The organism is Microbacterium sp. VKM Ac-2870 (assembly GCF_015350795.1).
Taxonomy (GTDB): domain Bacteria; phylum Actinomycetota; class Actinomycetes; order Actinomycetales; family Microbacteriaceae; genus Microbacterium.
In genome coordinates this window covers 379,572-393,912 of sequence record NZ_JADKSH010000003.1, presented here as the reverse complement: position 1 = coordinate 393,912, position 14,341 = coordinate 379,572, and the positions used below count along the sequence as shown (strand labels likewise).

Below are 14,341 nucleotides of genomic sequence, written 5' to 3'. Positions count from 1 at the left end.
GCCTGTGGACGTGGACCCTTTCTCTTTCGCGGTCGCGGCCGACCTTGTCGTGCTGACGATCCGCGAGCGTGTGCTGCACGTGCTGCTCGTCGAGCGCGGCATCGAGCCGGCGGTGGGCATGTGGGCGCTGCCGGGCGGTTTCGTGCTGCCCGAGGAGGATGCCGAGGCCACCGCGTACCGAGAGCTCGCCGAGGAGACGGGGGTGACGGCGGGCGTGCACCTCGAGCAGGTCCGCACGTACAGTGCTCCTGACCGCGACCCGCGCGGACGTGTCGTGACGGTCGCGTGGCTCGCCCTTGCACCTGATCTCGGCGAGCCGTCGGCCGGGTCAGACGCTCGTTCGGCCCGCTGGTGGCCTGTCTCGGACGTCGAGAGCGGCGCGCTCTCGCTGGCGTTCGATCACGTCGCGATCTTCGGGGACGCACTCGAACGCGCTCGCGCGAAGCTCGAGTACTCCGCGCTCGCGACGGCCTTCTGCCCGCCGGAGTTCACCATCGCGCAGCTGCGCGCGGTCTACGAGGCCGTCTGGGGGGTTCCCGTCGACCCGCGCAACTTCCACCGCAAGATCACCGGAACTCCGGGCTTCGTGGAACCCACCGGAGAGGTCGTGCGCGACGGCGGCCGCCCTGCGCAGCTGTTCCGGCGCGGCCCGGTGAGTCAACTGCAGCCGCCGTTCACCCGGCCGGAGCACTGAGTGGCGAGGTCGCAGAGCGGCCGGGCCAACAGATTCGGAGCATGTGAACAGAGTCGGATGCCGTCGCGCGCGGCATCCGAATCCGGCAGCGTGATCCGAATCCGTGACGCCACCCGTGGCGCGTGACACCGCGCCGAGCGCGCGCCTCAGCCGTCGAGTGGGCGTCGCGCGACGAGCAGCATGTGCGTGTCGGGCCAGTCCAGCGGCTCGTCGTCGAGTCCTCGAAGGGATGCCGCGGGGGCGAAGCGGTTCTGGACGAGCCAGTCGTTGCGCCACGGACCCGACCGCTCGTCGATCTCCAGCCCGACCGAGGCCACCAGGTCGCGCCAGTCGGCCCACGACAGGGCGCAGAACTGTTCGTGCATCTCCGACAGCCAGTTGCGCGTGTACGAGACCGTCTCGAGGAACTCCATGGCATCCGCGAGGCGCAGTTCGATCGTCCGCTCGTCGCGCACCTCGTACTCCCACGCCGCCCCGCTGAGTGCGCGGAAGTCCTGCGCGAACTGCGCGACGCGGCTGCCGACCGGCAGCGCGTCGAGGTACGCCGCCACCTCGTCGTTGGAGCCGGAGAGTTCGCGCGCGGGTGTCGTGACGTCGCCGCCCTGCATGCGCAGGCGCACGATGCGATCCGGGTCGGCGGGCCCGCACACATCCGAGTTGATCCACACGCCGCCGGGCATCGTGTGGGCGGCGATCGCCGACGCGAAGGCCGCGAGCGACGCCATCCCGTCTCCGTACGAGTAGATCTCGTGGGTCAGTGCGAAGCTCAGCGTGGTCGCGATGCTGCGGTCTGCGAAGAGGCGACCGGCGAGGATGTTGCGGCGGTAGAAGAAGGTGTTGGGGTTGGCGAACGCGCCCTCGGATTTCTTGTGCTCGCACGCCGCGAACAGCTCCGGTGCGACCTCGACGCCGATCAGATCTGATTCGGCCAGTTCCGGGTCACGGGAAGCGAGCTCGAGCATCGCGCCCGTGGCGCAGCCGAGGTCGGCGATGCGCCCCGGCATGATCCACGGCCGGGCCTGTGCCCACTTGCGCTCGGCGGCATCCTCGAACGAGCGGCTGTAGGTGCGGTAGTCCCGCGTCTGGGTGAGTCCGCCTTCGTCGCCGATCACCGGGTCGGCGGCGATCTCGCGCGCCTGGGCGTCGAGCCCGTAGCGGTCGACGATGTCGATGCTCGCCGGGTGTGCGTCGGTGCGCCAGCCGTCCGACCCGCCCATCAGCTCGTCCAGCAGCTGCCAGGGCGTTCGCGGCTCGTCGGGGTGCTTCCGCTCCATCGGAGCGATGCGGTAGCCCAGGGTGCGGTACATATCCGCGACCTGCGGAGTCGAGGTGGCGATGAGCGAGATCGTCGGGGTCGGGACGATGCGCTCGGCCGTTGCGTAGGCGATCTGTTTCAGCGTGATCTCGGCGAAGCGAGGCGTGGGGGCGACATCCACAACCGGCACGACGATCGACGGGATTCGTTCGACGTGCGCGAGGATCTCGATGGCCGCCTCCCGCCGGTGCTCGGGGAAGGGGTTGCGGCGGGTCGCGGAGTGGTTCGCGCTCGTGACCGCCCACACGATGACCGCGTCGGCCGCGACCACGATCGGACGCCCCTCCTCGTCGCGTTCCTCACCGGCGAGGAGGCGACGGAGGTAGTCCGCCTGGAATCGAGTCAACAGGTGATGCCGCCCGGGAACGACGACGTGCTGGATCTGGTCGCTGCGTTCGCTCACGCGTTCCACGCTAGTCGCGAGCGCGCAGGAAGCCGGTGGGAGGGCAAGACTAGACTTGACGGATGCCGCGCGGAGCGGCATCCACACCTTTTCGCATTCGCGACACGACCATTTGGAGCCACCTGTGGCCGAGCAGTCCCGCCTCGACAAAGTCATCGCCCTCGCCCGCCATCGCGGCTTCGTCTTCCAGGCCGGCGAGATCTACGGCGGATCGCGGTCGGCGTGGGACTACGGCCCCCTGGGCACGGAGCTCAAGGAGAACATCCGCCGTCAGTGGTGGCAGACGTTCGTGCGGGGCCGTGCCGACATGGTGGGCCTGGACTCGTCGATCATCCTCCCCAAGCGTGTATGGGAGGCCTCGGGCCACGTCGCGACGTTCACCGACCCGCTCGTGGAGTGCCTGCACTGCCACAAGCGCTTCCGCGCCGACAACCTGATCGAAGACTTCGAGGCCCGCAAGGGTCGCCCGGCTGAGAACGGCCTCGCCGACATCCCCTGCCCCAACTGCGGCACCAAGGGTCAATACACCGAGCCGAAGGCGTTCTCGGGGCTCGTCAAGACCTACCTCGGCGTCGTCGACGACGAGTCGGGCCTGTACTTCCTGCGTCCCGAGACCGCGCAGGGCATCTTCGTGAACTTCTCGAACGTGCTCACGGCGTCGCGCCGCAAGCCCCCGTTCGGTGTAGGCCAGGTGGGCAAGGCCTTCCGCAACGAGATCACCCCCGGAAACTTCATCTTCCGCACGCGCGAGTTCGAGCAGATGGAGATCGAGTTCTTCACGCCGCCGGCCGAAGCGCAGGAGTGGTTCGAGCACTGGGTCGAAGCCTGCTGGAACTGGTTCATCGACCTGGGCGTCGACCCCGAGAACATGAAGCGGTTCGACGTTCCCGAAGATGACCGCGCGCACTACTCCGCGGGCACGATCGACGTCGAGTACCGTTTCGGCTTCCCGGGCAAGGAGTGGGGCGAGCTCATGGGCGTCGCCAACCGCACCGACTACGACCTGAAGAGCCACTCCGAGGCATCCGGTCAGTCCCTCACCTTCTTCGACCAGGCTTCGGGCGAGAAGTACACGCCGTACGTCATCGAGCCGTCGTTCGGTCTGACGCGGGCGATGATGGCATTCCTCGTCGACGCGTACCGCGAGGAAGAGGTGCCCAACGCCAAGGGTGGCACCGACACCCGCACGGTGCTCAAGCTCGACCCGCGTCTCGCTCCGGTGAAGGTCGCCGTGCTGCCGCTCAGCCGTAACGAGAAGCTGTCGCCGATGGCACGTCAGGTTGCCGACGACCTGCGTGCCCAGGGTTGGAACGTCGACTTCGACGATGCCGGCGCCATCGGTCGCCGCTACCGCCGGCAGGACGAGATCGGTACGCCGTTCTGCGTCACGGTCGACTTCGACTCGCTCGACGACCACGCGGTGACGGTGCGCGACCGCGACACCATGGCGCAGGAGCGCATCGGCCTGGACGCTCTCGTCGAGCACCTGCGCACGTATCTGCGCGGCGCCTGAGAACGGCTAGCGTGGGGGCATGGAATCCGGCGCCTCCGAGTCCCCTCTCAGCATCCGCGATCTCGACACGCTCGACGAGATCTTCGCCGCGCACCGTGTGCTCGTCGACATCTGGGGTGGGCGTGACCCCATGCCCGCGCCGCTCATGCGCGCCCTGCAGTACTCGGGTAACTATGTCGTGGGCCTGTACGACGGTGACCGCATCGTCGGGGCATCCGTCGCCTTCTTCTCGCCGCCAGAGAAGCATGCGATGCACTCGCACGTTACGGGCGTGCTGCCGGAGTACCAGCGGCGTGGTTTCGGGCGCCTGCTGAAGCAGCAGCAGCGCCAGTGGGCGATCGCCCGCGACATCGGCACCGTCACCTGGACGTTCGACCCGCTCGTGCGCCGCAACGCCCACTTCAACGCCAAGACCATCGGCGTGCGCTTCACCCAGTACCTCGTCGACCAGTACGGCTCGGCGTACGACGGCGCCGAACTCGACCAGAACGGTCAGGGCGTCGACAGCGACCGCTTGCTGGTGTCGTGGGCGCTCGCCTCGGCCCCCGTTCGTGAACCGGATGCCACGGACGTCGTAGCGACGGTGCAGATTCCCGACGACATCGAAGCGCTGCGCCTGAGCGACCCGGTCGATGCGGCCGCCTGGCGTCTACGCGTGCGCGAGGAGATGCTGGGCCACTACGGCCGCGGCCTCGTCATCGGCGGCTTCGACGATGAGCGCGGCTACCTCTTCGTCCAGGGCTGAGCCGGCGACAGGCGATCTGCCGAGAACAGGCAGATCCAGGCCAGAAAATCCTGCCGCGGGCAGATTTCCTTCCCCGGGGCGGCGGCGCGACCCTTCCGGTCGTTGAGCGACGAGCGCAGCGAGGAATCGAGACCCGTCAGCCTTTCGGGGTCTTCGCCGCGGATGCCGCCGCCTTCGCCGCCTTCTTGAACTCACGCACCTTCGCCAGTGACTCGGGCGAGACGATGTCGGCCACCGAGCGGTATGAGCCGTCTTCGCCATAGGCACCCGCAGCTTCGCGCCAGCCGGCGCCGGTGAAGCCGTACTGCTTGCCGAGCAGGGCGAGGAAGATCTTCGCCTTCTGCTCGCCGAAGCCCGGCAGTGCCTTCAATCGCTTCAGCACGGTCGTGCCGTCGGGGTCGCCCTGGGTCCAGAGCGCTGCGGCATCGCCGTCCCAGTCCTGCTCGAGCGCCTGGCAGAGCGTCTGCACGCGACCGGCCATCGATCCGGGGTAGCGGTGCACGGCCGGTGACTGCTGGAAGGCCGCGACCAGAGCGTCGGGGTCGTACGCGGCGATGGTCGCGGCATCCACCGCGCCGATACGCTGCTGGATCTTCAGCGGACCGCTGAATGCCGTCTCCATCGCGACCTGCTGGTCGAGCAGCATCCCGATCAGCAGCGCCAGCGGGTTGTCGGTGAGCAGGGTGTCGGCGGCCGGATCGTCGGTGATGTGCAGGCTCATGCCTCCATGGTCGCACTCGTCACGAGCGGGGGACCCACGTATCGGGCGGAAGGGCGGATGATCTTCGGATCCGACGCTTGCTCGAGGATGTGCGCCGCCCAGCCGATGGTGCGTGCGAGTGCGAAGGTCGGCGTGAACATCTCGCGCGGGACGCCGACGCGTTCCAAGACCACCGCCGCGTAGAACTCCACGTTGGCGTGCAGCAGTCGCCCCGGCTTCGCCTCCGCGAGCGCGCGTTCGGCCTCGGCTTCGAACCGCAGGGCGAACGCGGTGCGTTCTCCGCCCAGCTGCCGGGCGATGGACTTCAGCAGTTCGGATCGGGGATCGCTCGCGCGGTAGACGGCGTGGCCGAAGCCCATCAGACGGCGGCCCGCGGATATCTCGCCGCGGATCCACGACGCGATGGCGTCCGGCTCGGGGCCGACGGCGTCGAGCGCATCGAGCACACGCGACGGCGCACCCCCGTGGAGGGGCCCGGACAGTGAGCCCAGAGCGCCGGCGAGGGCGGATGCCACGTCGGCGCCGGTGGATGCGATGACTCGCGCCGTGAACGTCGACGCATTGAGTCCGTGATCGACGACCGACACGAGGTATGCGGTCAGGGCGTACTCTTCGTCGAGCGTCGGGACGCGCCCGGTGAGCTGGTACAGATAGTTCGCGACGACGCCGCGGTCCGAAAGCGCGGTGAGCGGTGGACGCGGGGTAGCGCCGGAGGCCGCGTGCCACAGCCCGACCAGCACATGCGGAAGCGACGCGGTCAGCACGAGCGCGTCGCTCCGCCGCGCGGCGACATCCACGTCGTACACGGGCTGCATCCCGCGTTCCGCCGCGATGAGGGGCAGCGCCGCCTTCAGACCGTGCAGGACATCCGGATGCTGCGGCGCCAGAGCGTTGACGACTCGCGCCGCGGTCGCCGCGATCTCGGGATCGGCGAGGAGCCGGGCGAAGTCGGCGCGGGCGGCGACGTCGGGGAGATCCCCGTGCAGGAAGAGGTACCACACGTCCTCGAAGCTCGCGGTGCGGGCGAGCTCCGTGGCGGAGTACTGCCGGTAGTGGTAGTGGCCCTCACCGCCGCATACCTCGCCGATCGCCGTCTCTGCGACGACGACGTTCGCGAGACCGCGGGGCACGTCGATGAGGTTCTCGTCGAGACGATCCAGCTTCACGGCCATGCGACACCTCCGGGCTCGGTTCGGACGAGAATCAGTGTGAGAGTTGATCACACCCTCGTCAACGTTGATCGGATCAAGATGACTGCTCCCCCGCGTCTCGCCGCCGCCCAAGCGGCCGCCCGGCTCGACGTGAAGGTGGAGACCCTCTACGCGTACGTTTCCCGCGGGCTGCTCTCGCGGGAGCGGGACGCCCGCGGCTCGACCTTCGACGCGCTCGAGGTCGAGGCCTTCGCGGCGCGTCGACGGCGGAGCCCGCTGCCGCAGACCGGGTCACCCGGAAAGCCCCTGATGGTGCTCGACACCGACGTGGCACTCGTTGAGGACGATGAGCTGTACCTCCGCGGCATTCCCGCAGCGCGGCTGGCGCGAGAGCATCCGTTCGACGCCGTCGCGGCGTGGCTGTGGGGCGGACCCGGCGCGGCGCTCGACGACACGCGGCGCCTCGCGGTACCTCCGGAGTTCGTCTCGACCGCCCGAGGGATCGTGGCGAGCCTGCCACGCGCCGCGCCGCTGCTGGACCGCGTCGTGTTCGCCGTTCGCGCGTTCGCGATCGCCGACCCTCTTCGCGACGAGATCGGGTCGCACGCGCTCGCCCGAGTCGGCGAGATCCTCCTCGCCGGCGTTCCCCGGGCCCTCGCGGTCAACGCGATCGCCGCAGCGCCGGAGATGACTGTGCCCGCCGCCGTCTGGCAGGCGCTGAGCGGAGCCGCACCGACCGCCGCCGAGCTCACGGCGATCAACGCGGCGATGGTGCTGTCGATCGACCATGACCTCGCGGCATCCACGTTCGCCGGACGGATCGCGGCCTCGGCGCGCGCCTCGTCATACGCGGTGGTGACCGCCGCGCTCGGCGCCTTCGACTCGCCCCTGCACGGTACGGCCAGTACCGACGCGGCACGGCTGATCGCCGCCGTCCGCGACGGCGAGGCGGCGGATGTCGCGATCAGGGCGGGTCTGCGCGGAACGGGCCGCGGTGTTCCGGGATTCGGTCAGCCGCTCTATCGTGCGATCGACGCGCGCGCCGCCGCGCTTCTTCCGCTCGTCGACGCGCTCGATGTCCGCACGACGGCTGCCGTCGCGGCGCTGACCGAGGCGATGGCGCCCACCGGGTTGCAACCGAACGTCGACCTTGCGCTGGGGGCGTTGACCGTGGCCGCCGGGATGCCGGTGGACGCCGGTGCGCTCGTCTTCGCGGTCGCGCGGACGGCGGGATGGATCACGCACGCCATCGCGGAGGAGGCGGAGCCGCCGCTGCGCCTGCGCCCTCGCGGGCGGTACGTCGGCCCCCTGTGACGGCAGTGACGGCCGCGCCACCCGCGCCACCCGCGATGAGCACGTGACAGCGCGATGACAGCGCCATCCCACCCGTGACAGCGGGGCGGCAGAGCGCCCGGCGCACAGTGGATGCCATGACCACTTCCTCCTCCTCAACGCCCACCCTCGCGGTGCGCGCCGAAGGCCTCGTCAAGGTCTTCGGCGACAACAGAGCCGTGGACGGCGTCGACCTCTCGGTCGAGGCCGGCACGGTCTACGGTGTGCTCGGCCCCAACGGCGCCGGCAAGACCACCACCATCAACATGCTCGCCACGCTCCTGCGACCCGACGGCGGCCGGGCCGAGATCTTCGGCCACGATGTCGTCCGCGAACCCAACGTGATCCGTCAGCTCATCGGTGTGACGGGCCAGTTCGCCTCGGTCGACGAGACCCTCTCGGCCACCGAGAACCTCGTGATCTTCGGGCGCCTGCTGGGCCTTTCCCGCGTCGACGCGAAGCGCAAGGCGGTCGACCTGCTCGACCGCTTCGCCCTGACGGATGCCGCGCGCCGTCCGCTGAAGAAGTTCTCCGGCGGCATGCGCCGACGCCTCGATCTGGCGGCGTCGCTCATCGCCCAGCCGCCGCTCATCTTCCTCGATGAGCCGACCACGGGTCTCGACCCCCGTACGCGCGGCCAGATGTGGGACACCATCCGTGAGCTGGTCGCGAGCGGATCGACCGTCGTCCTGACGACCCAGTACCTCGACGAGGCCGACCAGCTCGCCGACCGCATCGCCGTGATCGATCACGGGCGAGTGGTCGCCGAGGGCACCGCCGACGACCTGAAGGCCTCGGTGGGAACGTCATCGCTGATTCTGCGACTGGCCGACCCTGCCGATGCGGACGACGCGCTGCGCGCAATCTCCCAGGTGCTCGGCGTGCACGGCGCGCTCTCGCCCGAAGCCTCGCGCGTCACCGCTCCCATGGCCGACGCCGATCGTGTCGCCGACCTCCTCATCACCTTCCGCGAGGCCGGCATCCATCTCACCGAGATGAGCGTGCAGAAGCCGACGCTCGACGAAGTGTTCCTGACCATCACGGGTCGACCGGCCGACGCCGCCGATACCGGCTCCGCGTCCGTCGACGCCCACACCGCCAACGCTCCCATCACGGAGGTCCGCGCATGACCACCATCGCCCTGACGCCCATCACTCCGGCATCCGAACGCCGGCTCTCCAACCGCACGAGCTTCAGCCAGACGGTGGAGAACACCCTCACGATGGCCTACCGCGGCCTCGTCAAGATCCGCCGCACCCCTGAACAACTGGTCGACGTGACGGTGCAGCCCATCATCTTCACGCTGATGTTCGCCTACATCTTCGGTGGTGCCATCGCCGGCAACGTCGAGAGCTACCTGCCGGCGCTGATCCCCGGCATCCTGGTGCAGACCGTCATCACGACATCGGTCGTCACGGGTACGCAGCTGCGCGAAGACATGGACAAGGGGGTGTTCGACCGGTTCCGGTCGTTGCCGATCGCGCGCATCGCGCCGCTGTCGGGCGCCCTGCTGGCCGACACGCTCCGCTACGCGATCGCGACGACCATCACCTTCGTCGTCGGCTTCTTCATGGGCTACCACCCGGCGGGCGGCATCGGCAATGTGGTCGTGGCGGGGCTCCTGGTGATCGGGTGCTCGTGGGCCATCAGCTGGATCTTCGCGTTCTTCGGGGTCATCGCCCGTACCGCGTCCAGCGTGCAGGGCATCTCGATGCTGATCCTGTTCCCGCTGACGTTCCTCTCCAACGCCTACGTGCCGATCGACTCGCTCCCCGCGCCGCTGGCCTGGTTCGCGAACATCAACCCGATCTCGCACCTGGTCACGGCGGTGCGCGATCTGGCGAACGCCGGCACCATCGGCACTGATTTCTGGACCTCGTTGTTGGGGGCTGCGGTCATCGTCATCGTCTTCGCCCCGCTGACCGTGCGCGCCTACATGCGCAAGGCGTGAGCCGATCGACCTCGCATGGACGCTCAGTCCAGGAAGGCGGTGAGGACCTCGAGGTCCTCGCCGCCTTCGGCGTCGCGCAGAGCGAGGTCTGGATCCGGGTCGCCCAGCGCCGCACGCAGCCGCGCGAACGCGGGATCGGCCTGGTCGGCGCCGCCGCGCAGGCGCACCGAGGCGGCGACGGCGCGACGAGCGGCATCCATCCGGCCCACCGCCACGAGCCACCCGGCCGTGGCGAGCACGACGTCGGCGGCGATGGGCTGATCGTCGGACGCGAAGGCGAGCGGCAGCGCCTCGCGGAGCACCGCGCGCGCGTCGTCGTGTCGCCCGCTCATCACCAACGCCTGTGCGCGACGGGCGGACGTCCAGGCCCGCAGCTGAATCTCGGGTGCGCCGTTGTCGGTAGGGGGGATCGTATCGAGGTGACGAAGCGCCTCGTCGGCATCCTCTTCAGCCAGCGCCACGGAGGCTGCGGCCGTGCGGAACTGGAACATGGCCCGGTCGGAACCGTCGAACTCCGCGAGGCGCCGCACCTCCTCCAGGCGCCTGTGGGCTTCCTCGAAGCGGCCGAGCCGCACCAGGATGCCGAGGGTCAGCGCACTCTGCTGGATGGTGTCCCACACCGACGTGAGCCCGGCGAGCCCGGCCGCGGCGGCATCGGAGATGGCGAGCGCCTCGTCGAGACGGCCCTGCAGCACGAGCCACTCGGAGCGCATCTGGCTGGCCAGGGCCAGCCCCCACGGGTCGTTGAGTGCGGTGAACTTCTGCAGCGCATCGGCGCTGGCGGTGTCGAGCGTCGCGGCGTCGCCGCTGTTCTGGGCCGAGGCGGCGTCGAGCACCGTGAGGAACGCGTCGGTCCACGCCGGCGCTTCGCGCACCTCGTCGTCGCGCGCCGAGAAGTTCCACGACCGGATGCGGCGTCCACCGGTCTCGACGAGCGAGCGTGCCGCCGCGCGCACGAGTGCGGCGAGAGCCAGGCCCAGGTCGGAGCGGTGTCGCGCGGCGCCGGCCGAGATATCGACGGCTCGGCGTCCGATCTCGACGACCTCTTCCGCGGTGAGAGCGTCGGCGCCCGGCGGGGCGGTGAAGGTCGGCAGCATCAGCAGCAACGCGTCGAGCACGACCGCCGCTTCGGATTCGGGCACGCCGTCGCCACGGGCGAAGAGCTCGATCTCGGTGCGCAGTTCGGCGAACCGCTCGCGCATGAAGTACGGCCAGACCGTCACGCGCACGAGCTCGCGCCCGAGCGTGCGCAGTTCGGGCGGGCCGTCGTCGCCCGTGGCGCCAGCATCCCGCGCGAAACGGATGGCCGCCGACAGTGACTCGTCGTTGGCGTCGAACCAGGCCAGGGCATCCTTCACCCCCGGCCCACGCAGCCGATCGTCCTGATCTCGGCCCAGGCGGGCGAGCACCGTGGCGGCCCGCAGACGCGCGTCGTGCTCGCCGGCCGTGTCTCGCAGGCGCTCGAGTCCGTATTCACGCACGGTCTCGAGCAGTCGCAACCGGCCGTTCGCGCGGGTCAGCAGTGAGCGGTCGACGAGAGCGTCGAACGCGCCGGGGTCGATCTCGAAGGCGCCGGCGACCGCCGTAACATCCCGTATGCCGATGCCGTCGGGAAACACCGATGCCGCGGTCAGCGCCGTCCGCTCGTCCGTCGGAAGCGGCTCCCAGCTCCAGTCGATGAGGGCGCGGAGCGTCTGATGCCGCGGGTCCGCGGCGCGGGGGCCCGAGCTCAGGAGTGCGAACCGGTCGTCGAGCCCCGCGTCGATCTCGTCGAGGGTGAGGGTGCGCGCCTTCGCGGCTGCCAGTTCCAGCGCGAGGGGCATGCCGTCCAGCCGCCGCACGATGCGTGACACGCTCTCCGCCTCCGCCTCTTCGGGCGCCGCGCCCCGTGCGGCCCGGACGCGCCGGGCGAAGAGCTCGACGGCATCGTCGTGGGCGAGCGGCCCGAGCGGGACGAACGCCTCACCGGGCACCCCGAGTGGCTCGCGGCTGGTCGTCAGGATCCGTACGCCCGGCAGTGTCGTCAGCAGTTCGCGGGCGACGGAGGCGGCCTCCGCACTCACGTGCTCGCAGTTGTCGAGCACGACGAGCATCTCCCGCCCGCGCAGGGCCTCGATGACGCGGTCGTTGTCGCTCTCCTCAACCCGCTGGCTGTCGGTGAGTCGGATGCCGCGACCCGCCGCGGCCGCGATGGCGGCCCACACCTCGGCCGGAGCCGCGGGAGCGAGTTCGACGAACAGCGCGTCGGCGGTGCGCCGCGCGGTCTCCAGAGCAAGGGTGGTCTTGCCGGCGCCGCCGGGACCGAGCACCGTCACCAGACGCTCGGCCTCGAGCTGGGCGGCGATCGAGGTCAACTCGCTCGTGCGCCCGATGAGCGGCGCGAGGGCGGCCGGCACGGTCGCCGAGGCGGTGCGGGGAGCTGTCGGGGCGGCGGGTGCACCGGCGGCTGTGGTCGCAGCGCCCGCGATCCGCTCGGCGTGAGCGCGGTCTTCCAGCAGGTCGCGTCGTGCCCAATCGAACCCTTCGGGCACCCACGGCTCCCCGCTCCAGAGGGCGAGCGCGGCGCGTGCCGCGGCGCGGCCGTCGCTGTCCCGCCGGGCGTGGGCCACGAGGTCCTGGAAACGGGTGAGATCGACGTCGTCGCGCTCGAGCGTCAGCCGGTAGCCGCCTGACACGGCCTCGACCAGTTCCGCGCCGAGGGCTCGCCGAAGGCGCGAGATCAACGATTGCAGGGCGGCCCTCGGATCGTCCGGGGCATCGTTCGCCCACAGGTCGTCGGTGAGTGCGCGAGCGGACACCACGGTGCCGGCATCGATCGCCAGGCGGAACAGCAGCGTCTCCTGACCGCGTCCGCGCGCCGGCAGAGGCCCGGCATCCCACGCCGGTCCGCCGAAGTAGGTGAGCCGCACGGCTCCACTCTAGGGGCGGGCCGCTGTTGGTCTTCGGGGGGATGGGAGGATGGACGCGTGACCGCGCACACCGAACCCGACCTGGCCGGCCGTGCCCACACCACCCGTGTCGTCGTCATCGGCGGGGGCATTGCCGGGCTGACCGCCGCGTGGGAGTGCGCACGCATCGGCATGCCCGTCACGCTCGTCGAGGCGCGCGGCCGGATCGGAGGCGACATCGAGACGGCGGAGCTCGACGGCATCCGCATCGATCTGGCCGCCGAGGCTTTCTCTGTCTCGGCTCGTCCGCTCGGAGCCCTCATCGACGAACTCGGTCTACACGACGCGGTCGAACCCGCCGCCGACGGGTCGATCGCGGTCGCCGTGCCCGCATCCTCTACGTCCGCCGCCGGCGGCCCCCTGCGCCTCGTCACCCTCCCCGCGAATCGCTCGGGCATTCCCGCAAACACCTGGGCCACCCCCGTGCGGCAGCTCGTCGGCACAGCCGGCGTCTGGCGCGCGTACCTCGATCGGCTGCGCCCGCCGCTGACCATTGGGCGCGAGCGCCGCCTCGGAGCACTCGTGCGCACGCGTATGGGACCGCGCGTGCGCGATCGCCTCGTCGCGCCGATCACGGTCGGAACGTACGGCGTCGACCCGGACGACATCGACGTCGACCTCGCCGTTCCCGGACTGAGCGCCGCCCTCACCCGCGTCGGCTCCCTCGCCGGTGCGGTCGCGCAATTGCTGCCCGAGCCGTCGGAGGCGGCATCCGCTCGCGCGCGGCGCGCGATGCTCCGCGGTGGGCTTTCGCGCCTGGTCGAGGCGCTGGCCGAGCGACTTCTCGTGCTCGACGCCGACATCCGCGTCGATGCGCGCGCGACGGGGTTTTCGCCTACGGGCGACGGATGGCTGGTCACTCTCGCCGGTGAGGGCGAAGAGGCGGATGCCGACGCCGGCGCCGAACCGCTCGTCGCCGACATCGTGGTCCTCGCGACCGACGCGGCGACCACGGCCCACCTGCTCGCTCCCCACGGGGTGCAGCTCGACACGCCCTCGACGTGCGTCCGCGACGTGGTCACGCTCGTGATGGATGCCACCCCCACCGCCTCACCTGCGCGGGCCGCGACCGTGTACCCGGTGCCGGGCACGATGGCCGCGGCATCCGTCATCGATGCGACCGCCGCATGGGCCAGCGTGGCGACGGCCGCCGGCGCCGGCCGCCGTGTTCTCCGCGTGACGCTGGATCTCACTGATCAGGCCACCGACCCCGTGGAGACCGCGGCCAGCGAGGTGCAACGGATGTGGCCGGAGCTCGGTGCGGTGCGCGCCGCCGCCCATCGCCGCGTCATCCTCTCGCCGCCCGCATCGATGGTGGGCCATGCCGAGCGCATCGCGGCAGCGCGAGCCCGCATCTCGGCGGTGCCGGGCATCGTCGCCGTGGGCGAGTGGCTTGCGGGAGGCGGTGTCGCCGGGGTCGTCTCCGACGCCGTGAACGAGCTGGAACGCGTGCGTCACGATGTGCTGTGGGGGCGTTCCTAGCACAGACGGCGCCCAGGGGACAGCCCCGGGCCCGACGGATGCCGGAATCGGAATATTGGGGTTACCCTGTAAAGACGAAGCATCAC

General features: G+C 70.5%; 11 protein-coding genes. 7 read left to right on the top strand and 4 right to left on the bottom strand.

Annotated elements, in window-relative coordinates; genetic code table 11:
- The first annotated feature begins 10 nt into the window (after nucleotides 1-10).
- Nucleotides 11-694 carry an NUDIX hydrolase gene (locus ITJ43_RS09185; protein WP_194583538.1) on the top strand — a complete coding sequence of 228 codons (684 nt, stop codon included), beginning with the start codon at nucleotides 11-13 and terminating at the stop codon, nucleotides 692-694.
- A gap of 146 nt (nucleotides 695-840) precedes the next feature.
- Here ITJ43_RS09185 and ITJ43_RS09180 read toward each other — a convergent pair whose 3' ends face one another.
- Complete coding sequence (locus ITJ43_RS09180) at nucleotides 841-2,412, bottom strand: class I SAM-dependent methyltransferase (RefSeq protein ID WP_323741179.1); 1,572 nt, start codon at nucleotides 2,410-2,412, stop codon at nucleotides 841-843.
- A 124-nt stretch (nucleotides 2,413-2,536) separates the two neighbouring features.
- Here ITJ43_RS09180 and ITJ43_RS09175 point away from each other — a divergent pair, with 124 nt between their 5' ends.
- Together ITJ43_RS09175 and ITJ43_RS09170 are read left to right on the top strand one after the other, a co-directional pair.
- Nucleotides 2,537-3,925 carry a glycine--tRNA ligase gene (locus ITJ43_RS09175; RefSeq protein WP_194583536.1) on the top strand — a complete coding sequence of 463 codons (1,389 nt, stop codon included), beginning with the start codon at nucleotides 2,537-2,539 and terminating at the stop codon, nucleotides 3,923-3,925.
- Nucleotides 3,926-3,944: 19 nt separating this feature from the next.
- The gene (locus tag ITJ43_RS09170) at nucleotides 3,945-4,670 is read left to right on the top strand and encodes a GNAT family N-acetyltransferase (RefSeq protein ID WP_194583535.1); all 726 of its coding nucleotides are present in this window, start codon (nucleotides 3,945-3,947) and stop codon (nucleotides 4,668-4,670) included.
- Between the two features lie 136 nt (nucleotides 4,671-4,806).
- On the opposite strand, the gene ITJ43_RS09165 is transcribed toward ITJ43_RS09170, so the two are convergent.
- On the bottom strand, nucleotides 4,807-5,391 hold the full coding sequence (locus tag ITJ43_RS09165) for an HhH-GPD-type base excision DNA repair protein (RefSeq protein WP_194583534.1): 585 nt from the start codon (nucleotides 5,389-5,391) through the stop codon (nucleotides 4,807-4,809).
- A complete protein-coding gene (locus ITJ43_RS09160) occupies nucleotides 5,388-6,563 on the bottom strand; it encodes a citrate/2-methylcitrate synthase (RefSeq protein WP_194583533.1) in 1,176 nt (391 codons plus the stop codon). The genes ITJ43_RS09165 and ITJ43_RS09160 overlap by 4 nt, the downstream gene beginning before the upstream one ends.
- Nucleotides 6,564-6,641: 78 nt before the next feature.
- On the opposite strand from ITJ43_RS09160, the gene ITJ43_RS09155 reads away from it, so the two are divergent.
- The 3 genes from ITJ43_RS09155 (at nucleotide 6,642) to ITJ43_RS09145 (ending at nucleotide 9,825) form a co-directional block, all read left to right on the top strand.
- Nucleotides 6,642-7,856: a citrate/2-methylcitrate synthase gene (locus tag ITJ43_RS09155; RefSeq protein ID WP_194583532.1), complete on the top strand. Its 1,215-nt coding sequence runs from the start codon at nucleotides 6,642-6,644 to the stop codon at nucleotides 7,854-7,856.
- A 116-nt stretch (nucleotides 7,857-7,972) separates the two neighbouring features.
- The gene (locus ITJ43_RS09150; RefSeq protein ID WP_194583531.1) at nucleotides 7,973-9,004 is read left to right on the top strand and encodes an ATP-binding cassette domain-containing protein; all 1,032 of its coding nucleotides are present in this window, start codon (nucleotides 7,973-7,975) and stop codon (nucleotides 9,002-9,004) included.
- The gene (locus tag ITJ43_RS09145) at nucleotides 9,001-9,825 is read left to right on the top strand and encodes an ABC transporter permease (RefSeq protein WP_194583530.1); all 825 of its coding nucleotides are present in this window, start codon (nucleotides 9,001-9,003) and stop codon (nucleotides 9,823-9,825) included. The genes ITJ43_RS09150 and ITJ43_RS09145 overlap by 4 nt, the downstream gene beginning before the upstream one ends.
- Nucleotides 9,826-9,848: 23 nt before the next feature.
- On the opposite strand, the gene ITJ43_RS09140 is transcribed toward ITJ43_RS09145, so the two are convergent.
- Nucleotides 9,849-12,734, bottom strand: a complete 2,886-nt coding sequence (locus tag ITJ43_RS09140) for an ATP-binding protein (protein WP_194583529.1) — start codon at nucleotides 12,732-12,734, stop codon at nucleotides 9,849-9,851.
- 57 nt (nucleotides 12,735-12,791) lie between these two features.
- On the opposite strand from ITJ43_RS09140, the gene ITJ43_RS09135 reads away from it, so the two are divergent.
- Entirely contained in the window at nucleotides 12,792-14,255 is a 1,464-nt protein-coding gene (locus tag ITJ43_RS09135; protein WP_194583528.1) for a protoporphyrinogen/coproporphyrinogen oxidase, read from the top strand.
- Nucleotides 14,256-14,341 lie beyond the last annotated feature (86 nt).

Coding starts and splice junctions, on each gene's coding strand:
- ITJ43_RS09170 (WP_194583535.1), top strand. CDS start 3,945: ATGGAATCCGGCGCCTCCGAGTCCCCTCTCAGCATCCGCGATCTCGAC.
- ITJ43_RS09165 (WP_194583534.1), bottom strand. CDS start 5,391: ATGAGCCTGCACATCACCGACGATCCGGCCGCCGACACCCTGCTCACC.
- ITJ43_RS09160 (WP_194583533.1), bottom strand. CDS start 6,563: ATGGCCGTGAAGCTGGATCGTCTCGACGAGAACCTCATCGACGTGCCC.
- ITJ43_RS09155 (WP_194583532.1), top strand. CDS start 6,642: ATGACTGCTCCCCCGCGTCTCGCCGCCGCCCAAGCGGCCGCCCGGCTC.
- ITJ43_RS09150 (WP_194583531.1), top strand. CDS start 7,973: ATGACCACTTCCTCCTCCTCAACGCCCACCCTCGCGGTGCGCGCCGAA.
- ITJ43_RS09145 (WP_194583530.1), top strand. CDS start 9,001: ATGACCACCATCGCCCTGACGCCCATCACTCCGGCATCCGAACGCCGG.